This is a genomic window from Enterococcus sp. DIV1537a (genome assembly GCF_051712085.1).
In the GTDB taxonomy this organism is placed as follows: Bacteria; Bacillota; Bacilli; order Lactobacillales; family Enterococcaceae; genus Enterococcus; species Enterococcus faecalis.
Map to the genome: position 1 here is coordinate 1,037,803 of NZ_JBIOOE010000001.1, position 23,832 is coordinate 1,061,634.

The 23,832-nt window shown below is 36.3% G+C and carries 23 protein-coding genes; 17 read left to right on the plus strand and 6 right to left on the minus strand.

Translation table 11 applies throughout. The annotated features are described in order from the left end of the window. The 6 genes from walK (at position 1) to IGJ41_RS05315 (ending at position 6,864) form a co-directional block, all read left to right on the plus strand. Positions 1 to 1,830: a cell wall metabolism sensor histidine kinase WalK gene (walK, locus tag IGJ41_RS05290; protein ID WP_438714023.1), complete on the plus strand. Its 1,830-nt coding sequence runs from the start codon at positions 1 to 3 to the stop codon at positions 1,828 to 1,830. Then, the gene (locus tag IGJ41_RS05295) at positions 1,827 to 3,137 is read left to right on the plus strand and encodes a YycH family regulatory protein (RefSeq protein WP_002413394.1); all 1,311 of its coding nucleotides are present in this window, start codon (positions 1,827 to 1,829) and stop codon (positions 3,135 to 3,137) included. Before walK ends, IGJ41_RS05295 begins: the two co-directional genes overlap by 4 nt. Then, the gene (locus tag IGJ41_RS05300) at positions 3,137 to 3,991 is read left to right on the plus strand and encodes a two-component system regulatory protein YycI (RefSeq protein WP_002365516.1); all 855 of its coding nucleotides are present in this window, start codon (positions 3,137 to 3,139) and stop codon (positions 3,989 to 3,991) included. The genes IGJ41_RS05295 and IGJ41_RS05300 overlap by 1 nt, the downstream gene beginning before the upstream one ends. Before the next feature lie 56 nt (positions 3,992 to 4,047). After that, positions 4,048 to 4,854, plus strand: coding sequence for an MBL fold metallo-hydrolase (locus tag IGJ41_RS05305; RefSeq protein ID WP_002357943.1), 807 nt, complete (start codon positions 4,048 to 4,050; stop codon positions 4,852 to 4,854). A 210-nt stretch (positions 4,855 to 5,064) separates the two neighbouring features. Then, the gene (locus tag IGJ41_RS05310; protein WP_002357942.1) at positions 5,065 to 5,979 is read left to right on the plus strand and encodes a permease; all 915 of its coding nucleotides are present in this window, start codon (positions 5,065 to 5,067) and stop codon (positions 5,977 to 5,979) included. An 18-nt stretch (positions 5,980 to 5,997) separates the two neighbouring features. Beyond that, positions 5,998 to 6,864 (plus strand): TIGR03943 family putative permease subunit, encoded by an 867-nt coding sequence (locus tag IGJ41_RS05315; RefSeq protein ID WP_002357940.1) that lies wholly within the window; start codon positions 5,998 to 6,000, stop codon positions 6,862 to 6,864. 51 nt (positions 6,865 to 6,915) lie between these two features. Here the strand turns inward: IGJ41_RS05315 and IGJ41_RS05320 are convergent, their stop codons facing one another. Both IGJ41_RS05320 and IGJ41_RS05325 read right to left on the minus strand, forming a co-directional pair. Then, positions 6,916 to 7,416, minus strand: a complete 501-nt coding sequence (locus IGJ41_RS05320) for a threonine/serine exporter family protein (protein ID WP_438714026.1) — start codon at positions 7,414 to 7,416, stop codon at positions 6,916 to 6,918. A 5-nt stretch (positions 7,417 to 7,421) separates the two neighbouring features. Then, a complete protein-coding gene (locus tag IGJ41_RS05325) occupies positions 7,422 to 8,174 on the minus strand; it encodes a threonine/serine exporter family protein (protein WP_002357938.1) in 753 nt (250 codons plus the stop codon). 435 nt (positions 8,175 to 8,609) lie between these two features. On the opposite strand from IGJ41_RS05325, the gene ireB reads away from it, so the two are divergent. From ireB to IGJ41_RS05345, 4 genes are all read left to right on the plus strand, one after another. Continuing rightward, a complete protein-coding gene (ireB, locus tag IGJ41_RS05330; protein WP_002357937.1) occupies positions 8,610 to 8,879 on the plus strand; it encodes a regulatory phosphoprotein IreB in 270 nt (89 codons plus the stop codon). Continuing rightward, positions 8,876 to 9,298: a Holliday junction resolvase RuvX gene (gene ruvX, locus IGJ41_RS05335; protein WP_002357936.1), complete on the plus strand. Its 423-nt coding sequence runs from the start codon at positions 8,876 to 8,878 to the stop codon at positions 9,296 to 9,298. The genes ireB and ruvX overlap by 4 nt, the downstream gene beginning before the upstream one ends. Before the next feature lie 37 nt (positions 9,299 to 9,335). Next, a complete protein-coding gene (locus IGJ41_RS05340; protein ID WP_438714028.1) occupies positions 9,336 to 9,641 on the plus strand; it encodes a DUF1292 domain-containing protein in 306 nt (101 codons plus the stop codon). A 500-nt stretch (positions 9,642 to 10,141) separates the two neighbouring features. Continuing rightward, entirely contained in the window at positions 10,142 to 10,990 is an 849-nt protein-coding gene (locus IGJ41_RS05345; RefSeq protein ID WP_002385984.1) for a helix-turn-helix domain-containing protein, read from the plus strand. Between the two features lie 72 nt (positions 10,991 to 11,062). Here IGJ41_RS05345 and IGJ41_RS05350 read toward each other — a convergent pair whose 3' ends face one another. Then, positions 11,063 to 12,232 carry an NAD(P)-dependent malic enzyme gene (locus tag IGJ41_RS05350; protein WP_104855675.1) on the minus strand — a complete coding sequence of 390 codons (1,170 nt, stop codon included), beginning with the start codon at positions 12,230 to 12,232 and terminating at the stop codon, positions 11,063 to 11,065. Between the two features lie 31 nt (positions 12,233 to 12,263). Continuing rightward, positions 12,264 to 13,589 carry a 2-hydroxycarboxylate transporter family protein gene (locus IGJ41_RS05355; protein WP_153854129.1) on the minus strand — a complete coding sequence of 442 codons (1,326 nt, stop codon included), beginning with the start codon at positions 13,587 to 13,589 and terminating at the stop codon, positions 12,264 to 12,266. Between the two features lie 147 nt (positions 13,590 to 13,736). Between IGJ41_RS05355 and IGJ41_RS05360 the strand changes: the two genes are divergently transcribed. The 3 genes from IGJ41_RS05360 to IGJ41_RS05370 all read left to right on the plus strand — a co-directional run bounded on the left by IGJ41_RS05360 (position 13,737) and on the right by IGJ41_RS05370 (position 17,488). Further along, positions 13,737 to 15,287: a Spo0B domain-containing protein gene (locus IGJ41_RS05360; protein ID WP_153854130.1), complete on the plus strand. Its 1,551-nt coding sequence runs from the start codon at positions 13,737 to 13,739 to the stop codon at positions 15,285 to 15,287. Beyond that, positions 15,268 to 15,960 carry a response regulator gene (locus tag IGJ41_RS05365; RefSeq protein WP_002382177.1) on the plus strand — a complete coding sequence of 231 codons (693 nt, stop codon included), beginning with the start codon at positions 15,268 to 15,270 and terminating at the stop codon, positions 15,958 to 15,960. The genes IGJ41_RS05360 and IGJ41_RS05365 overlap by 20 nt, the downstream gene beginning before the upstream one ends. Before the next feature lie 184 nt (positions 15,961 to 16,144). Further along, entirely contained in the window at positions 16,145 to 17,488 is a 1,344-nt protein-coding gene (locus tag IGJ41_RS05370; protein WP_002357926.1) for an NADH peroxidase, read from the plus strand. Positions 17,489 to 17,540: 52 nt separating this feature from the next. On the opposite strand, the gene IGJ41_RS05375 is transcribed toward IGJ41_RS05370, so the two are convergent. Further along, a complete protein-coding gene (locus tag IGJ41_RS05375) occupies positions 17,541 to 18,452 on the minus strand; it encodes an LCP family glycopolymer transferase (protein ID WP_202524539.1) in 912 nt (303 codons plus the stop codon). 277 nt (positions 18,453 to 18,729) lie between these two features. Here IGJ41_RS05375 and alsS point away from each other — a divergent pair, with 277 nt between their 5' ends. The 3 genes from alsS (at position 18,730) to IGJ41_RS05390 (ending at position 22,338) form a co-directional block, all read left to right on the plus strand. Then, on the plus strand, positions 18,730 to 20,382 hold the full coding sequence (gene alsS, locus IGJ41_RS05380; protein WP_174092379.1) for an acetolactate synthase AlsS: 1,653 nt from the start codon (positions 18,730 to 18,732) through the stop codon (positions 20,380 to 20,382). Positions 20,383 to 20,393: 11 nt separating this feature from the next. Further along, positions 20,394 to 21,098: an acetolactate decarboxylase gene (budA, locus tag IGJ41_RS05385; RefSeq protein WP_002366507.1), complete on the plus strand. Its 705-nt coding sequence runs from the start codon at positions 20,394 to 20,396 to the stop codon at positions 21,096 to 21,098. Positions 21,099 to 21,255: 157 nt separating this feature from the next. Beyond that, positions 21,256 to 22,338 (plus strand): PA2928 family protein, encoded by a 1,083-nt coding sequence (locus tag IGJ41_RS05390; protein WP_016614177.1) that lies wholly within the window; start codon positions 21,256 to 21,258, stop codon positions 22,336 to 22,338. A 113-nt stretch (positions 22,339 to 22,451) separates the two neighbouring features. On the opposite strand, the gene IGJ41_RS05395 is transcribed toward IGJ41_RS05390, so the two are convergent. Further along, positions 22,452 to 23,213: a WxL domain-containing protein gene (locus tag IGJ41_RS05395; RefSeq protein ID WP_025187497.1), complete on the minus strand. Its 762-nt coding sequence runs from the start codon at positions 23,211 to 23,213 to the stop codon at positions 22,452 to 22,454. A gap of 206 nt (positions 23,214 to 23,419) precedes the next feature. Here IGJ41_RS05395 and IGJ41_RS05400 point away from each other — a divergent pair, with 206 nt between their 5' ends. Further along, on the plus strand, positions 23,420 to 23,824 hold the full coding sequence (locus tag IGJ41_RS05400; protein WP_252671964.1) for a hypothetical protein: 405 nt from the start codon (positions 23,420 to 23,422) through the stop codon (positions 23,822 to 23,824). The last annotated feature ends 8 nt before the right edge of the window (positions 23,825 to 23,832 follow it).

The following is a 23,832-nucleotide window of genomic DNA, read 5'->3' on the forward strand; positions in this document are numbered from 1 at the left end:
ATGAAGAAAAAAGTTCACTTTTTTCAATCTGTTAATTTTAAGATTGCTTTATCATTTATTCTGCTGTTACTAATCGCGATTCAAATCATTGGTGGCTATTTCATTCGTGAATTGGAAGCCACTACAATTTCCGATTTTAAAAAAAATATGGATTCCCAAGTTGTCCAATTGTCAAATACGTTAAGTACGCAGATGAGCAACAAAGATCTCGAACGTAGTGACGTTGATGCAAATTTAAAAAAAGCGTTATCTGATTTTTCAAATGCAGATATTTCTGAAGCGAGAATTGTCGATGATAAAGGGATTATTCGGGCAACCAATGATTTAAATCAACAAAATATTATTGGGAAAAAGAATGATTATCGTGATTTAAATGACTTTACGAGTAAAAAATATCAAGCTTTAGATAATGATAAACGCGTGTATGTGAATGTCCAGCCGATTCAATCGCCTACTGGAGAAACAGTGATTGGTGTCCTTTATGTGAAAAGTAATTTAGAAAATAAATACCAAGAAATTACCAACACAGCAAGTATCTTTTTCACTGCTTCTATTATTGCCGCAGCAATCTCGATTATTGTGACCTTACTGATTGCACGATCAATCACGAAGCCGATTGGTGAAATGCGCGAGCAAGCCATTCGAATCGCTCGTGGTGATTACGCTGGAAAAGTAGAAGTCCATGGAAAAGATGAATTAGGCCAATTAGCAGAAACATTTAATCAATTATCAGAACGGATTGAAGAAGCACAAGAAACAATGGAAGCAGAAAGAAATCGTTTAGATAGTGTCTTAACGCATATGACAGATGGTGTCATTGCGACGGATCGCCGCGGAAAGGTGATTACAATTAATGAGATGGCCCTTTCATTATTAAATGTAAAAAATGAAAATGTGATTGGGACCTCGTTATTAGAGTTGTTAGATATTGAAGAAGATTACACATTGCGGAAGCTGTTAGAAGAGCCAGATGAACTGCTGATTGATCGCTCAACGTCTGATCGTGAAGAAGACCAAATGATTATCCGGGTAGACTTTACGATGATTCGTCGGGAATCAGGATTTATTACTGGCTTAGTTTGCGTACTTCATGACGTCACAGAACAGGAAAAAAACGAACGGGAAAGACGGGAATTTGTTTCCAATGTTTCTCATGAGTTGCGAACGCCTTTGACAAGTATGCGTAGTTATATAGAGGCTTTGAGTGAAGGAGCTTGGGAAAACCCTGAGATTGCGCCGAATTTCTTAAAAGTCACGTTAGAAGAAACCGACCGGATGATTCGTATGATTAATGATTTGTTAAATTTATCTCGGATGGACTCTGGGAATACACATCTTCAATTAGAGTATGTGAATTTTAACGAATTGATTAATTTTGTCTTGGATCGCTTTGATATGATGATTGAAAATGGGCAAAAAAATTACAAAATTCGCCGTGAATTTACTAAACGCGATTTATGGGTAGAGTTAGATACAGACAAAGTAATTCAGGTTTTAGACAACATTTTGAACAATGCGATTAAGTATTCGCCAGATGGCGGCGTCATTACCTGCCGACTAGTTGAAACACATAATAATGTCGTCTTTAGTATCTCGGACCAAGGTTTGGGCATCCCTAAAAAAGATCTTGGGAAAGTCTTCGAGCGTTTTTATCGTGTGGATAAAGCACGTGCGCGAGCACAAGGTGGGACTGGTTTAGGTTTAGCAATTTCTAAAGAAGTAATTCGGGCCCATAACGGGAGTATTTGGGTGGAAAGTACAGAAGGTGAAGGATCGACTTTCTATATTTCACTACCATATGAACCTTATGAAGAGGATTGGTGGGAATGATGAAATTATCAGAATGGATTACAAGAATTGGCTTGATTTTAATGGTCATTTTAAGTATATATTTTTCAGTCAATATCTGGCTGAATTCTGCCAAAAAAATACCAGAAATGAAGTCGGGAAGCCAAGTCACAACAGCTGTCAATGAAAAAGCCATTGGCGATGTCTATTTACCTTTGCAATTGATTCGAATAACTGATGGAAAAGCGATGCAAAGTAATCGTGAAACATTAATTAGTAATGTTCAAAATGATATTAAAATGGCTACGTTTGGTAAATTGACACAAGTTGTGACAAAAAATGCAGAGCAACTTAAGCGCTACAATCAAATGGACCAAGGTATTGAACTTCTTTATCAAGGTCCCTTTTTAATCTCGGACTATGCTTCGATTTATAATCTATCCATTAATTTTACTAACTTTAATGAGTTGACGGACCAGTATTTTACGAAAATTCAATTGGATTTTAACGAAAATAAGATACGTTTTTTAGATTATGACCAAGCCAACGTCTATGAAGCACCCATGACTGTCAATAAGGCGCGCTTAATGGGAATTATCAATAAAGAGGGTTTGCAATATCAAGACGTTTCCGAAAATACGCTAACCAAACAAGGGCAATGTTATTTAACCAATGATATGAAGTTGAAAAAGTACAGTTATATCTTAGCTTCGCAGCCAGTTACTCGTTTTAGAAATGCTTTTTTCAATGAAACAGAAGATATTCAAACCAATGAAGACAGTCAAGACTTAACCTACACGAGCAAAGAAGAACGATTGTTTGCAGAAGAAAAACTTGGAAAAATCGATTTTAAAGGGACCTTGCCAGAAGAGAATAAACGGGACTCAATCTATAATCAAAGCTTTTCTTATGTAAAACGTTTAGGAACCAATATGGGAAATTTACGTTACTTTGATCGAACGAAAGATAGTGTCAATTATCGGACTTTTGTGGAAGGTTTCCCAGTGTTCAGTAATGATTTAAAAGGCCAAGTGGATATTCGCATCACGAACAACGATAGTGCTGCGCCAAGCGTAACCATTAACACAAGTGTGAATACGATCCAAGTGCCGATTCCTTCAGAAGAAGAAGTGACGCTGGAAAGCACGGAAAAATTGATTAAGCGTTTAGAAACGGCTGGTGCTAAAAAGGAAAAAATACAATCGGCTGTTATCGGTTATACGTGGCAGACAATTGAAGAAGTCAAACAAGTCGTTGATTTAAGTCCAGAATGGTATGTCCTTTATAACAACAATTGGTACACTGCAACGGACTTGGTAAAACAATTACCAAGCTTGGAGGTGGGCTAATGGATTTTAAACGAATTGAGTGGATTTTCTTCTTAGCGTTTTTAGGATTAAATATCTTTTTATTTGGAATTTATCGGGAAGGTCAACAAGAGGAGAGCAACGTCTCTTCTTCCAGCCAAACAGAATCGATTGAAAGTCGGTTGGAAAAAGATAACATTTCGTATAAAGGGACACTTTCTTCAGAACGATTGGAAGGCTATTATTTAAGTGGCGAACAAACCAATTTTTCTGCTGCTTTAAAAATCCAACGTGAAAAGAATAAAAACTTTTTGAGAAATGGGCTGCAAATTGCGGATAATACTTTAACGAGTGTGCCTAGTAAAAACTATTTTATTGATCCTAAGAAAATTGATAAAGATTTAAGTACTTTTTTAAATGAAAAAAATGCTTTATTATTCGGAGACGAATATCAATACTTACCAGAATTTTCTCATTTAAAAGAGCCGACGGCAGAAATTGTGGCTGCACAATCGTATAAAGGAATTCCCTTTAGAGATGACACGGCAAAATTAAGTATTTTAGCAGATACGTCAGGTGAATTATGGAAAATTAGTAAATATTCGCAAACGCACATTGAAAATATTGAAGAATTACGAGACAAAACGGATTTATATTCCAATCGTGATGCGATAGACACGCTCTATATGAATAACCGCATTCCTAGTAATTCCAAAATAACATTCATTAAATTGGCCTATTCAAGAATTTATAAAATTCGTGAGAAAAATGTATACGTTCCAGTCTGGTTTGTAGGAATTTCTACTGGTGAAGATTCAGTTGAAATTGAACAGGTGAATGCCGTAAGTAATACCATCATCACAAATAATACTGTGCCAAAGGTGGAAAAACATTAAGGTCCGTTGTATAATGAAACACGTTAATGTTGTAATGTAGAAGGGAAGAGTTTTAAATGGATTCAGAGTTTGCTTTTAATATCAGTGTTCTTGCCAGTGGCAGTACAGGCAATTCCCTTTTTATTGAAACCAACCAAAAGAAAGTATTAGTAGATGCGGGTTTAAGTGGCAAAAAAATCACTTCACTGTTAGCAGAAGTCAATCGCAAACCAGAAGATTTAGATGCGATTTTAGTTACACATGAACATCGGGATCACATTCATGGCGTTGGCGTGTTAGCGCGAAAATATAAGTTAGATGTCTATGCCAATGAAAAAACGTGGCAAGCGATGGATCCCATGATTGGCAAAGTCGATGTCGCTCAAAAACATATTTTTGAAATGGGCAAAGTTTTGACCTTGGGAGATATGGACATTGAAAGTTTTGGTGTCTCACATGATGCGATTGCGCCTCAATTTTATCGTTTTCACCGTAATAATCGTTCCTTTGTTGTTCTAACGGATACAGGTTATTGTAGCGATCATATTCGTGGTACGATTGAAAATGCAGATGCTTATTTAGTCGAAAGCAATCATGAAATTGAAATTTTGCGAGCAGGACCTTATCCATGGAGTCTTAAACAACGGATTTTAGGAGATAAAGGCCATTTATCCAATGATGATGGTGCTCTTGTGATGGCGGATGTATTAGGTGATAAAACAAAACGCATTTATTTAGGTCATCTTAGCAAAGAAAATAATACGAAACTTCATGCGCGAATGGCAATGGAGTCTACTTTGAAGCAAAAGGATTTAGGCGTCGGTGAAGCATTTAAGGTATATGATACAGACCCCGATTCAGCCTCAGAGTTATTTCAAATTTAGAATAATGGTGGTTTATCAGTTTTTGAGCGTGGAGCAAAAATCCAAAGTGATTTTTGTCCCATGCTCATTTTTTGTTCTTTTATCTAGTTGGTTTGACAGAGACATCGGTGATAATACTTTTAAACTCTTAGTTAATTTTTTGACAAATACTTGTGTTTGTCTGGTGTTAGGAGTATAGTTAACTAGATTTTTACTAGTGGGAGGTCTATAATGTTTCAATTTTTACCAAACTCTGTTTTACAGATGAGCACTATTTTTCTTTCGATTATTATCGAAGCATTGCCTTTTGTCATGTTAGGTTGCTTGATTTCAGGCGCTTTACATGTTTTTTTAACACCAGAACGAGTAAAAAAAGTGTTACCTAAAAATAAATTTTTATCAATTTGTGTAGGGAGCTTCCTAGGGTTTTTCTTCCCTTCTTGTGAATGCGGGATCGTCCCAATTGTGCATCAATTTGTTAAAAAAGATGTACCAACACATACCGCTTTTGCTTTTATGTTAACGGCACCAATCATTAATCCAATTGTGCTATTTTCAACATACGTAGCCTTTAGTGGCGCAACAAAATTTGTGATTTGGCGAGTTTTAGGTAGTATGATTGTCGCGTGGGTTATCGGCATTTGGTTAGCTTATTTTCGAAAAGAATCAATTTTAACAGAAAAAGAGTTGGCGCAGATTAAAGAAGAGCAGGTTGCTCATACGCATGAACACGTTGATGAAGCTCGTTCATTTTGGAAAAACGGCTGGTCAGCGTTAACCCATAGTATTGATGAATTTTTTGATACGGGTCGTTATTTAATTTTTGGTTCTTTGTTAGCAGCAATCATGCAAACCTATATCCCAACTGGTGCGCTTATGCAATTGGGCCATTCAAAGATTTTAGCGATTCTAGTCATGCTAGTCATCGCTGCCACTCTATCACTTTGTTCAGAAGCAGATGCATTTATTGGTTCTTCTCTTTTGAGTTTATTTGGCACAGGACCAATTGTCGCCTTCTTAGTTTTTGGTCCAATGGTAGATATTAAAAATTTATTGATGATGAAACGTTATTTTAAAATGTCATTCATTGTACAATTTGTTTTGATAGTGGCGCTTGTCGTAACTATTTATGCGGCAGTAGTTTAGAAAGGAGGCCTACAATCGATGATACGATTTATTATTTTAATTGGATATATGGGGTTGATGATGTATCTTCAAATTTCAGGTGAACTGAACCAATATATCAATATTCATTATAATTACTTAGCTGTTTTATCAATGGTTTTAGCTTTTATTATGGCGATTGTCCAATTGATTTTGTGGAACCAAGCAGATCCATCAATGCAAAAAAAACATGAAGACATGCACCAACATGGGGGACATGAACATCATGGCCATCAGCATAATTTGGAAAAACCCAGCCAAAGAGGGCTTGCCTATTTACTACTTTCTTTACCGTTGATTGTTGGCTTATTATTTCCGACAGTTAGTTTAGACACAACAATTGTTGAAGCAAAAGGATTTAACTTTCCAGTAAGTAAAGAATCAGTAGGGGATCCCGATATGCAAACGCAATATTTGAAACCTGATACAAGTATGTATTTCAATAAGACGGATTATGACAAACAGATGGCAAAAGCCATGAAACAATATGATGGCCAATCTGTGATTTCAATTACTGATGAAAACTATTTGGAAATTATGGAACTAATCTATAATTATCCAAGTCAATTTGCAGGGAAAAGGATTTCTTATAAAGGCTTTGTCTATAATTCAAAAAGAGAAGAAAGTGTTGACCAGTTTGTCTTCCGTTTTGGGATTATTCATTGTGTCGCTGATTCTGGCGTTTTTGGCTTGTTGGTTCATTTTCCTGAACATACGCAATTTCAAAACAATGATTGGGTAACGATTACCGGAACCGTTGAGTTGTCCTATTATCCACCATTTAAACGACAAATACCAACTGTGCAAGTGGAGAAAGTCAAAGCAGATCAAGCACCAAAAAATCAATATGTCTATCGTTCCTTTTAAAAAAAGTTGGTTGCTTCCTTATCAAATGGAAGCAACCAACTTTTTTGCTATCTATTTTTTTATTTTGTTGCGCTTACGACGAATAAAACCCAAAGATTCTCTTTTTTCTCGAAAGCTGCGGATATTCTGATTGAAAACCTCAGAAGCGACTAAGCCTAACGCAATTGCCCCAGCAATCATTACAGCTTGCACGGTAAAATAGGCACCTTTTTCATAATTGCCAATTACGATATTCCGAACAGCTTGATAAGCTAAGCCACCAGGTACCAATGGAACAATACCAGGAATATTAAAAATCGTGACAGGCATTTTCAATATTTTTGAGAATAGGTAGCTTACTGCCGCAACACCGACAGCACCGATGAGGGAACCTAATGCCGCATTTCCACTAAAAACTTCAACGATTACCCAATAAAGCATCCAGCTTACACTACCAGTGAGACCACAAGCCACCAGTGATCGTCGAGGAACATTAATAATAATCGCAAACGCCGCAGAAGCTAAAAAACTAAAGATAAATTGTACCAAAACGATTCCTAGCAAGCGAGTCACTCCTTTTAATAGAAAAGTTGAAAGACAAAAGCAATGCCAAAACCAATCATTCCTGAAGTCATTAATGCTTCAGTCCCACGAGAAACACCCGATAAGTAGTGTCCAGCTAGCAAATCGCGAAGAGCATTGGTAATTTGCACACCAGGCACTAAAGGCATGACACAACCAATGATGATTAAATCTTGTGACTGTCCGAGTCCCAATTTGACTGAAAGAATAGCGGCTGCACCAATGAACAGCGAAGCTAAAAATTCAGATAAAAATTTAATCTTGAGAAACTTTAAACTAAAATAATAAAGACTATAGCCGCAACCACCAATCAGAAAAGTCAAGAACAAATCGGACCAGACACCACCAAAAAGAATCATAATTGTAGCGCTGACAACAGCCGCACTAACAATGCGTGCGCTAATTGGAAAATGTCGGTGTTCACTATCAATCACTTTTAGTTTATTCAGTAACTCCTCTAAAGAAAAATCACCAGCCACATAAGCACGAGACAGCTGATTCACACGAGAGATTTTTTCTAAATCAATGCCACGTTTCATTACTTGAACCATACGAATCGTGGAGGTTCCATCTATGCCAACAAATAACCCGGTTTGTGTCACATAGCTAACCATTCGATAGTTGCCAGAAGCAAGCGCAATTCGGCTCATTGTATCTTCAACACGGTACATTTCTGCATCGCTTTCTATCATAATTTTACCAGCTAACAAACAGGTTTCTAAAAGTAAATCCAAATGAGCAGGAGTCATTGAGCAAGCCTCACTTTATGTATTTTCTTCTAGTGTACTACAAACGAACCAAAAAGAGGAAATAAATAACAGCTGCAATCGAAAATTTACATCGTAAACAGATTGTTAGTGAATTGTAACATTAAAAGGCTGATATTATTTAATCATAGATATTTAAAAGTTTTTAAAAGAAAAACGTCGATTTTTTCGCAAAATGAATTGGAGGGAAAGGTGATATTCTGGCGATTTAGCAGAGTTTTATTCTTGTTTTATAAAGTTGTGTATTTGTTTTTATAATTTTAAAATTATCGATGGCTGTCATTTTTTTACGAAGCCTTTATTAATAAAAGACTAAGAAATAACAAAAAAGAGAGAAGGAGAAGAAATTTTGTTTGTAGTTTCGCTTCTTTTCTAGTAAAATGAAATTGTATAAAAGTAGAAGTGAGGTGTAGTAAAATGGGTTTTACAGACGAAACAGTACGCTTTGATTTTGATGATAATCGAAAAAAAGCAATCAGTGAAACGTTAGAAACCGTATATCGGGCATTAGAAGAAAAGGGATACAATCCTATTAACCAAATAGTAGGGTATTTACTTTCTGGGGACCCGGCTTACATTCCTCGTTATCAAGATGCTCGAAACTTAATTCGTCGTCATGAACGTGATGAAATCATGGAAGAATTAACCAAATATTACTTAGCGAACCACGGAATCGATATCAAATGAGGATCATGGGGCTAGATGTAGGTTCACGAACAGTCGGCGTGGCTGTTAGTGATTTATTAGGTTGGACAGCACAAGGCATCGAAATTATTCGCATCAACGAAGAGGAAGAAAACTTTGGCTTTGAGCGATTAGGTGAATTGGTGAAAGAATACGAAGTCACGAAATTTGTCGTTGGTTTACCGAAAAACATGAATAATTCCATCGGTCCTAGAGCTGAAGCATCCATGGCTTATGGTGATAAGATTCAAGAATTATTTCAATTACCTGTTGACTATCAAGATGAACGATTAACAACTGTCCAAGCAGAGCGTTTCTTGGTGGAGCAAGCAGATGCTTCAAGAGCCAAAAGAAAAAAAGTCATTGATAAACTAGCGGCAGTAATGATTCTACAAAATTATTTAGATGCACATAGCCGATAACTATCGAGCTTTGAATACATCAAGGGAGAGAAGAAGAATGACAGAACACAACCACGATCATGATCACGAAGGACATGAACACATTACTTTAGTAGACGAACAAGGAAATGAAACATTATACGAGATCTTACTAACTGTTGACGGTCAAGAAGAATTCGGTAAAAATTATGTTTTATTATATCCAGCAGGAATTCCTGAGGATGAAGATGTTGAATTGCAAGCTTACTCATATGTGGAAAACGCAGAAGGTACAGAAGGCGAATTACAGCAAATCGAAACAGACGCTGAATGGGATATGATTGAAGAAGTTTTCAATACATTCATGGCTGAAGAAGAAGAGTAAAACTGTAACGAGAGAAGCGCTACTTCTCCTATTGAGAAGTAGCTTTCTTAATAATAATTGTTATAATGTACATGTTGTTTCTATCATAAGATACTATCACTATCATTGAGTGTGGTGGATAAAGAAGGACAGCATTGTCTAGTTTTACAAGATGTTGTAAAAACGTAACATCCTTGTAATGACGTTAATTTGGTAACTATCTAGCATAATTTATAATTTGTGTTATAATAAGTGTGTGGTTTCAGAAATACTGTTAATTTTATAATATTAAATAAAAAAATGGCTCCACCTACTGGCATAGGTAGAGCCGTCAGAAATTCAGTTAAACAAACACGTAATTATTGGTGTGGTGCATTGCCACGAACTGAAATTCCAGTTAATAAAGCAAGTAAATCAAACATATATTTCACCTCCTTTATTATGATAGCTTCATTATAACATTATCTGTAAAATGATGGTATGTTTAATACAAAAAAAATAGAAAGATTGGAGTTTTGACTGTGAGAGTAGCGGGAGAAAAAATCAAAACAGCGCGTAAAAAGAAAAAATTATCGCAAGCTGAATTGGCAAAAGGAATTTGTACACAAGCAACAATTAGTAACATTGAAAACAAAAATGTGTGTGACAGTTTAGACATTTTCTCATCTGTATGTCTACGTTTAGACTTACAAGTGGAAGAATGTATCGAAGGTTCTAGTGAGAAAAAACTCGAAAGCTTATTAAATAAAGTAGAAGAATTATGCTTTTACTTTAAGCACGATGAAGCCTATGATCTGTTGAAAGACTATCCAGATGATATCGAAAGTTCAAACAGAATTTTAGAAACAAAATTTTTCTATTATAAAGGAATTACGAGTTTATTAGGTAAGAAAAATAATAGCGAAGCATTGTTCTATTTACATCGTGGTTCTGAAATTAGTCGTGATATTAATATTTATAATATTTTGAGTATGAATGCGATCGGTATTTTATATGAATTAGAAGATGATATTGAAAAAGCAAAAGTTTATTACGATAAATCTTTACAATTGCTAAGCGAATTCAAATTAGATTATCCATTAGAGCAATGCCGTATTTATTATAATACCGCAAAATTCTATTCATTAATTAAAGACTATGCAAAGAGTATTGAATTAAGTGATAAAGGAATCGAAATTAATCGGACGCACAGTTCTATTTACTCTTTAGATTGCTTATTATACGAAAAAGCGTTTAATAAACAAATGCTAGGACTAGATGCTGTTGAAGATTATCGTATTGCGTACTACTTTACACGTTTCTTTGAAAATAAAAAATTACTTACTTATATTGAAAAAGATATGCAAGAGTTTAATATCAGTTTTAAATAATAAATTATTGTTTCAGATTTTAAAAAGAACAACCTAACTCAAGAGGAGTTAGGTTGTTCCTTTTTTCTCTTTTTAATTTGTTTCTTTGACAGCGTTACGGACGCTTTCGGAGACGACTTTTGCGACTCCTTCTTGGAATGGATCGGGAATAATATTAGTCGGCGTGAGTTCATTATCGGGAATCAATTTTGCAATACCTTTGGCAGCGGCAATTTGCATTTCAATCGTAATCTTTTTCGCCCGAGCATCTAAGGCACCACGGAAGATACCAGGGAAGGCTAACACATTATTAATTTGATTCGGAAAGTCACTACGACCAGTTCCGACAATATAAGCGCCTGCCGCTAAAGCTTCATCAGGAAAAATTTCAGGAACTGGGTTAGCCATTGCAAAAATAACTGGCTGCTCATTCATCTGTTGAATCCACTCAGGTTTTAAAACACCTGGTGCCGAAACACCAACAAAGACATCAGCGCCTTCAAGAGCAGTAGCTAAATCACCGGTACGGTGTTCCCGATTGGTTAGCTTCGCAATTTCTGCGTGGTGTGGTGGCAGAGCTGTATCTGTTTCGCTCAGAATCCCTGCACGGTCAACAATGATAATATGTTTTACACCAGCAGCTAAAAATTTTCTTGTGATCGAAAGACCAGCGGAGCCACCGCCGTTGATTACCACATGAATGTCCTCTATTTTCTTGTTGATTAATTTTAAGCTGTTGTACAAAGCCGCTAGAACAACAATCGCTGTCCCGTGTTGATCATCATGGAAAACGGGAATATCTAGTTCATCGATTAAACGCTGTTCAATTTCAAAACAACGAGGAGCGCTGATATCTTCCAAGTTAATCCCCCCAAAGGTTGGAGCCAAAAATTTCACTGTTTGGATGATTTCTTCAGTATCTTGTGTATCTAAAACAAGGGGAATCGAATCCACACCAGCAAAGCGTTTAAACAATGCAGCTTTTCCTTCCATGACAGGCATCGCTGCTTCAGGACCAATGTTACCTAAACCTAAAACTGCTGAACCATCACTGATAACGGCGACGGTGTTTTTCTTTGTTGTTAATTCGTAAGCGCGTTCTTTTTTTTCATATATGGCAGAAGAAACAGCCGCAACACCTGGTGTGTAGGCAATTCCTAAATCTGCTTTTGTTTCAATCGGAACTTTAGGACAGACTTCTAATTTTCCCCCAAATTTTTTTGCTTGCTCAATCGCTAATTCTTTTACATCTTTTGTTGACATATCATTTTCCTCCTAAATAATTCACTTATAGTTAAAAAAGCATTCTAAAAATAGCAGTCATTGTTATTACTGTAATGGCACCGCCTAAACGTGTCGCAACTTGTGCAAACGGCATTAAGTTCATTCGATTGGCTGTACTTAAAATAGCCACATCGCCAGTCCCACCCATACCACTCTGGCAAGCGGAGACAATGGCAGCCTCAACAGGATTCATATTCATGAAGCGTGAAACGAAAAATCCTGTAGCAATAACAGTGAAAACGACACTAATTACCACAACAAAATATTGCCAGCTAAGCATTCCTACGACATCTTTTAAAGGAATATATAACATACCTAAGCCGACCATTAACGGGAACGTAAAATTGCCAGAGATAAATTTATAAAGCTGTTTTGATCCGCGTTGGGTTTCTTTCGGTACTACGTTTAAGTATTTTAAAAAGGCTGCGACAACAATCATCAAAACAGGACCAGGAAAGCCTGTTAAGTGTTGCAATAAACCGCCTGTAATAAATAAGGTACACGCAATTAAAACACCAGCGCCCATTAATTTTACATCAATTGGTGCTTTGTCTTCTTCTAAAGCATCACTTAAATCATCTGAATTAGTAATTTTAATCAACTGACCTTGTCCAGAAAGTTCAGGGCGTTTTTCTCCTAAACGACTAAGTAAACCAGAACACATGATAGCAAAAAAATTACCAATAATGGTTGCGGGAATTAATTGCCCCACTAATTGTTCACTTGGCAATCCGGTAATGGCGCTATAACCAAGGGATAAAGGAAGAATACCTTCACCGATTCCACCAGCTAAAACAGGAGTGACGATATAGAAAAGGCTATGTTTCCAACCGAGGCCTAACAGCGTTCCAACAAAGGTTCCAACGCCCATTGCTAAAATCATTCCTAATGCCATCGGGACAATCATGCGCATTAAACCTTGGACTAAAATTTTGCGGTTCATTCCAAGGATACTTCCACAAACTAAACAAGCAATATAGAAATAGAGAAAGTTTGCTTGTTTCATTAAAATATCTGTTGAGTCTAAGACATTCTGGTTGAGTAAATTGAAAAAGACCATAATTGATGGTACTAATAAAGATAAAATTGCAGGACCGCCAAAATGTTTCAAAATAGGAATATTTCCACCAATTGTTCCAAGTAACCAACCCATTGTTAAAATTACGGCAAAACCACCTAACATATTGACTGGTAGTTGTTCTAATAGAGCCGTAACAAGAATAATGCTAGCTGTTACAAGATAAACAGGTAACGTAACCGAACCAATCCTCGTTTTGGTTAATTTGTTGCGCCAATCTGTTTCGTTAGCAGCTGTTGCGTGCAATTTCTTTTCCATGCTATTTCCTCCTATAACTTTAATCTATATTCATCATAATGTAAACGTTTTCTGTAGAGTAGATTATTTAATTAATTTAACTAAAGAAAAGTTTTTTAACCAAATCTTCCTATGCTATACTTTATTTGAAGAGAAAAGAGGGATGGAATGAAGCGTGGCGGGAAATTATGGTGCTTCTTATCAGTGATTTTTATTGCAACATTAATTATTATGATTACTTTCTTTTACGGAGTAACGACGGTCCAAACAATTAAAGAAGTTCGTAAAAACCAAGAGCAAGCACTTTTAGCCGTCGGGGAACAGTTGGCTATTGAACCGAATGTTATTGAAGCCTTAAAGAATGATCACTATTCAGATGAATTGGAAGCGTATACGGTTCGTTTAGGTGAAATCCATCAGTTGGATTTTATCGTGATTATGAATATGCAGGGGATTCGTTTAACACATCCTGATCGCCAAAAAATAGGTAAGCATTTTGAAGGTGGCGATGAAGTGCGAGCATTAAAAGGGGAGGAACATTTGTCTGTTAGTCAAGGGAGTTTAGGAGAATCATTACGAGGTTTTGTCCCAGTCTATGATCAAGGAAAACAAATTGGGGTTGTGGCAATGGGCATTAAAATGACCTCGCTTTCACAATTGATTGAACGAACAAAAAATGATTACACAGTGAGTGTCCTTTTAAGTGTTGGTTTTGGCTTTATATTAGCCATCGTGGTTTCTTATTATTTAAAAAAACAACTTCACGATTTAGAACCAAGAGAAATTGCTCGTCTATTAGAAGAGCGAAACGCCATGCTTGAGGAAACGAAAGACGCAATCCTTGTGATTGATACCGATCAAAATATTTTATTAGCAAATATTGAGGCGACTAAAATGTATCATAATATAACAAATAGTGAAGAAAATTTACTAGGAAAGAAACTTTCAGCATTGGTTTTATCTCCTGAAAAATTAGTCGTACATTCAAAAACAGAGCAATTCTATCGTCAAAATGGCCAGGATTATTTCGTCTCAATCGCCCCGATTAATGTCCGTAAAAAAACAATTGGGCATGTTATCTTTCTGAAAAATGCGACGGAAACGTTTGTTGTCGCAGAACAGCTTGTCAGCACAACAACATATGCTTCGGCATTACAAAGTCAATCACACGAATTTATGAATAAGATGCATGTCATTTATGGCTTAGTCGATTTAGAAGATTATGAGGCGCTAAAACATTATCTAGCCGATTTATTGAAACCAGAAAAGGAATTTGCACAGCGCTTAGCTATTTTGGTCAGAAATCCTATTCTAGCAGGTTTTTTAAGTGGGGAAAGAATCAAGTTTGCAGAAATTAAAACACAATTAGCTATTGAAATTTATCCAGAAATTCCACCAAATAAACGAGATGAAGATACGCAAAATTTGATTGCTATCTACCGTTATATTCATCGTTTCCTGATGGAACAACCGTTACCAGAAGAGATCATTGAAACCATTGATTATCAGCCAGGAAGTTTGACGACGACTTATTCGTTTGCTTATCCAAAAGAACAACTGGAACGCTTTGAACAAGAGTTTTTCACTTCTTATTTGGCAAGATTATTAGAGAATGCGGAAGCGACATTGACTTGGGAAAACCAACAAAACAATTGGCTTGTCCTTCGCATAAATGTTCATTACGAAGGAGCAGAGGAAAATGAACCTATTGATTATTGAAGACGATCCTATGGTTGCATATATACATCAAAAATATCTTGAAAAATTAATTCACCAACCGACTATTTTTACGGTTGCAACAATTGCTGAAGGTCTACAACTAACGAAAGAAAAACAACCAGCACTTGTTTTATTAGATGTTCATTTAAAAGATGGCAATGGCTTGACCTATCTGGCAACAATTAGAGATGAAAAAATTGACACAGAAGTTATCCTGATTACGGCTGCCAACGAGTTGGAAAATGTTAAACGAAGCTTACATTTAGGCGTTTTAGACTATTTAGTTAAACCCTTCTCTTTTGAGCGATTTCAACAAAGTATCGAAAACTATCAGAAAAAAGCTGCTCAATTCACGCTGGAAACGGAGGAGCTTTCGCAAACAAAAGTGGACCAATTGTTTCATTCTTCACAGACAAACGCACGTAAAAATGAACAAGATATTCAAAACCTATCCTTAGAAAAAGGACTAACACAAGCAACATTACAATTATTGTTAAAAAAAATAGACGAATTTACCGACTATTTTACGATTCAAGAATTATCAGAAGCGAGTCAGCTTTCACATGTTTCTGTTCGCAAATATGTGTTGTTTCTAGAAAAAAATAACCTTTTAGAAAGTAAAAATAGCTATTTAAAAGTGGGGCGTCCCTATCAATCGTATCGGAGAATTTAGTATTTTTTATTTTTTAGTAAATAAAAAAGTAATTGAAAAGAGGCGAAATACAGCGGATACTCCTTTTTATTCTCATTTAAAGAACTTAATTGAGAATGGAAAAGAGGATATTACTTGTTATTTTTTGAGAATATATGATATTCTTTATTATGTAAGAAATAATATTATATGGGAGGAACGAGCGATGAAAGTTATTGTTTTAGGATCATCACATGGAGGTTATGAAGCGGTAGAGGAATTACTAAATCTTCATCCTGATGCAGAAATTCAATGGTATGAGAAAGGTGATTTTATCTCATTCTTGTCTTGTGGCATGCAGTTGTACCTAGAAGGAAAAGTGAAAGATGTTAATTCTGTTCGCTATATGACTGGCGAAAAAATGGAGAGTCGTGGTGTGAATGTCTTTTCTAATACTGAAATTACAGCGATTCAACCAAAAGAACACCAAGTGACAGTGAAAGATTTAGTGTCAGGTGAAGAACGTGTTGAAAATTATGATAAATTAATCATCAGTCCCGGAGCTGTCCCATTTGAATTAGATATTCCAGGTAAAGATTTGGATAATATTTACTTGATGCGTGGTCGTCAATGGGCCATTAAATTAAAACAAAAAACAGTAGATCCAGAAGTCAATAATGTGGTTGTGATTGGTAGTGGTTATATTGGGATTGAAGCTGCCGAAGCATTTGCAAAAGCCGGTAAAAAGGTTACTGTTATTGACATTTTAGATCGTCCATTAGGGGTATATCTAGATAAAGAATTTACAGATGTTTTAACAGAAGAGATGGAAGCTAATAATATTACCATTGCAACTGGTGAAACAGTTGAACGTTACGAAGGCGACGGTCGTGTGCAAAAAGTCGTTACAGATAAAAATGCGTACGATGCTGATTTGGTCGTTGTAGCGGTTGGCGTCCGTCCAAACACTGCTTGGTTAAAAGGTACCTTAGAATTACATCCGAATGGCCTAATCAAGACGGATGAATACATGCGGACAAGTGAGCCAGATGTATTTGCAGTAGGGGATGCTACGTTAATTAAATACAATCCTGCAGACACAGAAGTAAATATTGCCTTAGCAACGAATGCTCGTAAACAAGGTCGCTTTGCTGTGAAAAACCTAGAGGAACCAGTTAAACCTTTCCCTGGTGTTCAAGGATCTTCTGGCTTGGCCGTCTTTGATTATAAATTTGCTTCAACAGGGATTAACGAAGTCATGGCTCAAAAATTAGGAAAAGAAACAAAAGCGGTGACAGTAGTAGAAGACTACTTGATGGACTTTAATCCAGACAAACAAAAAGCTTGGTTTAAATTAGTGTATGATCCTGAAACAACACAAATTTTAGGCGCTCAATTAATGTCGAAAGCAGATTTAACTGCAAACATTAATGCTATTTCATTAGCGATTCAAGCCAAAATGACGATTGAAGACTTAGCCTATGCGGACTTCTTCTTCCAACCAGCGTTTGACAAACCTTGGAACATTATTAATACAGCGGCTTTAGAAGCGGTAAAACAAGAACGTTAATAGAAGAGAAAATAAAACCCATGAGTATTTATAGTACTCGTGGGTTTTATTTTTATTTTGTATTCAATTGATTTTTCAACTCTTGTTGGACACGATTTAATTCTTGTTCATCCACACGTTGATAGGAAACACCATCTTGCATAAAACCAGTACCTTGAAGTTGGTCTTGTTTCACTTTACCAAAGGCACTGCGATAATCTAAGGCAATTTTTTTCATGTCATCAAAACTTAAATCTGTCTTCATATTATCAGAAACAGCTGTTAAAATTTGTTGATAGTTGCCCACGCTATTAAGACTTAAGACTTTTTGGACGATGCCTTCAATCACTTTTCTTTGACGTTCTTGGCGGCCGTAGTCACCATTAGGATCTTCGTAACGCATTCTTGAATAGGAGAGTGCTTGTTCACCATCCAATGAAATTTTACCAATCGTAAAATCATATCCGTCTTGAGAAAAAGTCAGATTATTGTTCACTTCGATTCCGCCAACCGCGTTGACTAATTCTTTTAAACCAGCCATATTGATTGAAACATAATGATTAATAGGTATGTTTAAATAGTTTTCAACTGTGTCCATTGCTAAAGATGCCCCACCAAAAGCATAGGCGTGATTCAATTTATCTTGTTTTCCTTGACCTGGAATATCTACATAGGTATCGCGAGCAAGACTGACTAAGGTTGTTTGCTTATCACGAGGATTAACTGTTGCAACAATTGTTGTATCCGAACGACCTTGCTCGACACGCCCATCATCGCCTGTATCGATCCCTAATAATAAAACAGAAAAAGGCTCCTTATTGTTTAAATTGACCTGACTTTTTTTAGATCGTTCTACTGTTTCATAGGTTTTATCCATTGATTTAGAAACATCCCAATAAAGTTTTGCTCCCATTCCAACAACTGCAAGAAATAGAACCAAGATAATTCCAAAGATAATGGCAAAAATTTTCTTCCCTTTTGACATATTTTTCCTCCAATAATTTATCACAGGTTGTGATTTTTTTCTTATAGGTTAATCTTACTAATTTTTAGTGAAGAAGTATATAATAATTGTTGAAAGACTATAAAACTTTAAGGTATTTTGCATTATTTTTGCTTAATCTTTTGAAATATCTCAATTCTATTAAAATATGCGAATTAGTATATTACACGTTTTCAAGGTGTTTCATTGTTGATTAATTAGAATTTTAGTGGTATTTTTGTATTTGTAATTAGTACAGATTTTAATCGGAGGTATAACAGTGAGTAAAAAAGGATCAGATATCATAGTAGAAAGTTTAATCAATCACGAAGTGCCCTATATTTTTGGGATTCCCGGTGCAAAAATTGATGGAGTTTTTGATGCATTAGTTGACAAAGGTCCAGAATTAATTTTAGCTCGACATGAACAAAACGCTGCCTTTATGGCACAAGGGATTGGTCGTTTGACGGGAGAGCCTGGCTTAGTTATTGCAACTAGTGGACCTGGTGCCAGCAATTTAGCAACTGGGTTAGTAACTGCGACTGCAGAAGGGGACCCTGTTTTAGCATTGGCTGGACAGGTGAAACGGTCCGATTTGTCAAAATTAACTCACCAAAGCATGAATAATGCTGCATTATTTAGTCCAATAACAAAATTCAGTACAGAAATTCAAGATCCAGAAACATTATCTGAAAATATTGCCAATGCTTACCGTATCGCCAAAACAGCGAAAAAAGGCGCAACATTCTTATCGATCCCACAAGATGTCACAGATAGTCCGGTGACAGGTGAAGCAATTAAGCCTTTGTCGGCTCCGAAACTGGGCCATGCATCAGCAGAAACAATCGCAGCTTTAGCTGAACGAATCAAGCAAGCGAAATTACCTGTTTTACTTTTAGGAATGCGGGCCTCTGCACGAAAAGTTACCGCAGCCATTCGTGAATTGGTTGCTATAACTGGTTTGCCAGTCGTGGAAACGTTCCAAGGAGCAGGAATTATTTCAAAAGAATTAGAAGAACATTTCTTTGGGCGTGTTGGTTTATTTCGAAACCAACCTGGGGATCGTTTGTTAAAAAGAAGTGATTTAGTGATTGCGATTGGTTATGACCCCATTGAATATGAAGCACGTAATTGGAACGCAGAAAAAGATGCGCGCGTTATTGTTATTGATGAAGTTCAAATGGAAATTGATCAATATATGCAACCGGAAGAAGAGCTAATTGGTGATATGTCTAAAAATATTTTGAAATTATCAGAAGCATTTAGTGAACCAATATTAACAGAAGATGCGCAAGATTATTTAGAAACGCTTCAAGAAAAATTAACGATTAAAGAAGTAAAAACAAGTACAATTGAAAATCGATTACATCCATTAGAAATTGTTCAAACGCTTCAAGAAAAAACCACGAATGAAATGACAGTTACTGTTGACGTAGGGAGTCACTACATTTGGATGGCTCGCCACTTTAGAAGTTATGAACCGCGTCATTTATTATTTAGTAACGGTATGCAAACATTAGGTGTCGCTTTGCCTTGGGCAATCTCGGCTGCGCTGGTTCGTCCGAATACACAAATTATCTCTGTTTCTGGGGACGGCGGTTTCCTATTTTCGGCGCAAGAATTAGAAACAGCGGTTCGTTTAAAGCAAAATATCGTGCATATTATTTGGAATGATGGTAGTTATGATATGGTTAAATTCCAAGAAGAAATGAAATATAATCGATCCTCTGGCGTAGATTTTGGTCCAGTTGATTTTGTGAAGTATGCTGAAGCTTTTGGAGCCAAAGGGGTTCGAGTTCATTCACAAGCAGAATTTGCCGTAGCTTTAGAAGAAGGAATGCAAACAGAAGGCCCAGTGATTATTGATGTTCCTGTGGATTATTCAGATAATCAAGAATTAGGTAAAACATTGTTACCAGATCAACTTTATTAGGAGATGGAAAAATGAGCGAACAATATGTTTATCAACATGGTACGCTAGGCGGTTTAATGGAAAGTTTGATGGCAGGAACGGCAGAAATTGGTACGTTACTCACGCAAGGTGATTTTGGAATTGGGACATTAGAAGGCTCAAATGGCGAAATTATTTTATTGGACGGTATATTGTATCATGCGAATCAAACTGGCGAAATTACTATTTTAGAAGGCGAAGAATTAACGCCATATGCCGCAGTTACTCGTTTTCAAGAAGATGGCGCATTCCCTGTATCAACGGAAACCGATGAAAATATTAAAGCACAAATTTTAGAAAAAATTAGTCCTAATTTTTTTGCGGCAATTAAAATTAGCGGTCTTTTTGCGAAGATGCATGTCCGTGTGGCACCTAAACAAGAAAAACCATATCCACCATTTGTAGAAGCAGCACGCAATCAACCTGAATTTACAGCGGAGAATATTCAGGGAACAGTTGTAGGGTTCTTTACACCTAAATTATTTCATGGTGCTTCTGCTGCAGGATTTCATTTGCACTTTATCAGTGAGGATCACCAATTTGGTGGGCACATTCTTGATTTTGGCATTAAACAAGGGACTGTTTCTTGGATGGAAGCAGCAGAATTGCGGCAGCATTTTCCAGTTCATGATGCTGATTATCGGAATAAAGAAATTGATATTGCAAAAGCTTTGTCTGCAATTGAAGAAGCGGAATAACTGAATAACAAGGCACATTTCTCCACGCCCATTCAAGTTGACCTAGTTAGTCAACTTGAATGGGCTTATTGCTGTTCGTCGCTTTTTGTTGTTATTTTTCAAAAAAAAATAGTATCCTTTTTATAATAAGCAAATAACAATTGGAAAGGATGGCGTAATGGACACACTTTATAGAAGTTGGCAATTATCTGGTTGGCTCTATCATGATATTTTTGTCATCATTGTAGCAATTATTTTTATAGTAATTAGTGGTATTTTGGTTATTTCCTTAATAAGAAGGCGGAGTACAAGGAGACTGGTTCCCTATGCGTTAATTTTGTTGGTTTATCTTGCAGTGGTACATTTTGCTGGTTTAATCTTTTTCGGAATGTTTCGTTCAGTAACGATTGAAGAGAAAAGTGCGACGTTTTATTCTGAAAAAACGAAAGGCTTAACTTCAATCGAGCGAATGATTATCCCAAATGGACGAACGAATGGCATTAGCACCAGTAACTCATTGTTCCAAGTGATTTCTGTTAATAGTCAGACGGGCGAACGAATGTGGAGTAAACGTTTAGGCTGGCGTGATTATTTAATTGGTCAAACGGATCAATATGTGGTTTTGAATAATGCTGATAACGAGGCCATTTACTTACTCGATACAAAAACAGGGAAAAAACAGTTTTCCGAAGCGGATTTAGTGAAGAAATTCCCTGAATTAAAAGACTATTTAAGCTCTGATTTCGTTGATTATCGTTTTATGGATAATCGCTATCTCTATATTTATGGATTAAACAATCGATATTATCAATTAGATTTGAAAAATTGGCAGTTAAAACAAGACCCAACTTTCAAAGAAGTCTTTCAAACACAAGAAGCGCCTAAATGGACGGTAGATTCAAATGAGAGTCAAATTGGTCAAGAGCTGTCATCGGAAGAGCGAACAACAGTGCAAGGAAAACTAGAAGAGCAACTAATAGCACCAGTTTTACTAGGCAAGAAAGATGAAGCAAATTATTATGTTCTGTCATACAAGAAAAGACAAAGTATTCAAGCGATAGTTGGCTTATACAATTGGCAGAAAAAAACATACGAGTGGCAAACACCGTTGCTTTTAACTAAAGAAAATGTACCTATTGAAGCTTTTCAAGTAGAGGATGCGTTGTTCATTAAAGTCCCGCGTTATTTATACAAAATTAATTTGAATAATGGCAACCAAGAGTATCAGTTTGATTACCGCTGGGGCCAAGTGATTCGTTAAACGAAAAGCGGTAAAGTATGTTTAGACGAATAGAAGGAGCAAATAGTCCTTATGATATAAAGAAACGCTTAGAAGAGTAGTGATTTCGCTAGTTTTCTAAGCGTTTCTTTATTTTATGCAGGTCCAGAGATTAAATTCCAGATAATCGAACCTGTATATGCGCCAGGAAATAATTGTGAAACAGGGGTTTGAATTGCAAGAGAAATATCGGTCATGCGGCCACTCCACATGCCTTGTCCTTTTCTGTCACCAGCGTTACTCATTAAAGTCGCACCGTTACCGATAATAATTGGGTTGGTCGGGAAGTCGGGTGCAGCAGGATCTTCTGAAAAATCCAGTCCATACATTGTATTTGTCATAAAGAAACGCCTTAACGTTTTGTCATAGCGGGCATAGCCGCCTGTTAATTGAAACGTAATGATGCCTAGTAAAGAATGAGCTTCGTTTCGCATGTGTGGGATTTCAGCAGTGACATGCCAACCAGTTAAGGCTCCGCGAACATCCCCCATCCCGAAGTGTCTCATTGTATGAGTATTACCTTCAGAAGGTCGTATAGGAACTGCTGTTAAATCACCAGAAATCGCTTGGGTTTCAAAAGTAAATTCTTTCGGAATGAAGAGCAAGTCAAAACTAGTGTTAGGATTTTCTAAATCAGGATCAACGGTATCGTCAACCGATTCATCGCCAGGCAGCCCTCCAAGTTCTAGCTCAACTGAAACAGGCGTTTTTCCAGAACGAGTGGCAAAAGAAACCGATGGGTCAAAAGTAAAGAGACTGAATACTAGAAACAAGACTGTCATTGATTGATAAGTGAGTAGATTTTTTTTATTCAAGAAAGTTCCTCCTTTAGGGGCTGATAATATAAGTATACGCAAAAAGAGCTGTTTTTATTTATCAGTAATTTACAGGGAATTCGAAAATATTGAGACAAATAGTTTTTAATATTAGTTGAGAAAAGTGAGTCGACAATTTTTACTTGTTGATTCTGTCTTTTTTGAGCACCATTCGTTATATCAAGCATGCTAAAATATAAAAGAAATCATCAGGTATCACTAATGAAAAGGGAGAGGAGGAGAAAACTTTGAGTAAGTGTTTGGGGTTGTTGGTGATTTTATTTGTATTAACTGGCTGTTCAGGAAGTAGGAATTCGCAACAGGAAGTCGTTATAGAAAAGTCTGCTAATAATGACAAAGCAAGACAATTTGTTGATCAAAAAAATCCGCATTTAGGAACGCAATTAGAAGCAGAATCTTATACTAAACAGGAAGCGATTGAATTTTTACAAAATGGTTTAGGGATACCAACGAATGACTCGGCGTTTCATTATACGTTTAAGCAGTCAAATAAAGGAAGTTATGTTGTTCAAATTAGATCTGAAAAGAATAGTGTCTCGAAAGAGAATGGATTGTTCGGATATTATCAGGTGTATCAAGATGGTATTATAGTGAAAATGATGGAAAAGGATCAAACGTTCCAAGAAAATTAAGTGATAAA

Excerpts from the sequence above, each read along its gene's own strand:
- IGJ41_RS05365 (WP_002382177.1), top strand. The coding sequence starts at position 15,268 with ATGAACCTATTGATTATTGAAGACGATCCTATGGTTGCATATATACAT.
- budA (WP_002366507.1), top strand. The coding sequence starts at position 20,394 with ATGAGCGAACAATATGTTTATCAACATGGTACGCTAGGCGGTTTAATG.
- ruvX (WP_002357936.1), top strand. The coding sequence starts at position 8,876 with ATGAGGATCATGGGGCTAGATGTAGGTTCACGAACAGTCGGCGTGGCT.
- IGJ41_RS05300 (WP_002365516.1), top strand. The coding sequence starts at position 3,137 with ATGGATTTTAAACGAATTGAGTGGATTTTCTTCTTAGCGTTTTTAGGA.
- IGJ41_RS05370 (WP_002357926.1), top strand. The coding sequence starts at position 16,145 with ATGAAAGTTATTGTTTTAGGATCATCACATGGAGGTTATGAAGCGGTA.
- IGJ41_RS05350 (WP_104855675.1), bottom strand. The coding sequence starts at position 12,232 with ATGTCAACAAAAGATGTAAAAGAATTAGCGATTGAGCAAGCAAAAAAA.
- walK (WP_438714023.1), top strand. The coding sequence starts at position 1 with ATGAAGAAAAAAGTTCACTTTTTTCAATCTGTTAATTTTAAGATTGCT.
- IGJ41_RS05390 (WP_016614177.1), top strand. The coding sequence starts at position 21,256 with ATGGACACACTTTATAGAAGTTGGCAATTATCTGGTTGGCTCTATCAT.
- IGJ41_RS05325 (WP_002357938.1), bottom strand. The coding sequence starts at position 8,174 with ATGACTCCTGCTCATTTGGATTTACTTTTAGAAACCTGTTTGTTAGCT.
- IGJ41_RS05340 (WP_438714028.1), top strand. The coding sequence starts at position 9,336 with ATGACAGAACACAACCACGATCATGATCACGAAGGACATGAACACATT.
- IGJ41_RS05305 (WP_002357943.1), top strand. The coding sequence starts at position 4,048 with ATGGATTCAGAGTTTGCTTTTAATATCAGTGTTCTTGCCAGTGGCAGT.
- ireB (WP_002357937.1), top strand. The coding sequence starts at position 8,610 with ATGGGTTTTACAGACGAAACAGTACGCTTTGATTTTGATGATAATCGA.
- IGJ41_RS05375 (WP_202524539.1), bottom strand. The coding sequence starts at position 18,452 with ATGTCAAAAGGGAAGAAAATTTTTGCCATTATCTTTGGAATTATCTTG.
- IGJ41_RS05315 (WP_002357940.1), top strand. The coding sequence starts at position 5,998 with ATGATACGATTTATTATTTTAATTGGATATATGGGGTTGATGATGTAT.
- IGJ41_RS05295 (WP_002413394.1), top strand. The coding sequence starts at position 1,827 with ATGATGAAATTATCAGAATGGATTACAAGAATTGGCTTGATTTTAATG.
- IGJ41_RS05355 (WP_153854129.1), bottom strand. The coding sequence starts at position 13,589 with ATGGAAAAGAAATTGCACGCAACAGCTGCTAACGAAACAGATTGGCGC.
- IGJ41_RS05310 (WP_002357942.1), top strand. The coding sequence starts at position 5,065 with ATGTTTCAATTTTTACCAAACTCTGTTTTACAGATGAGCACTATTTTT.
- IGJ41_RS05360 (WP_153854130.1), top strand. The coding sequence starts at position 13,737 with ATGAAGCGTGGCGGGAAATTATGGTGCTTCTTATCAGTGATTTTTATT.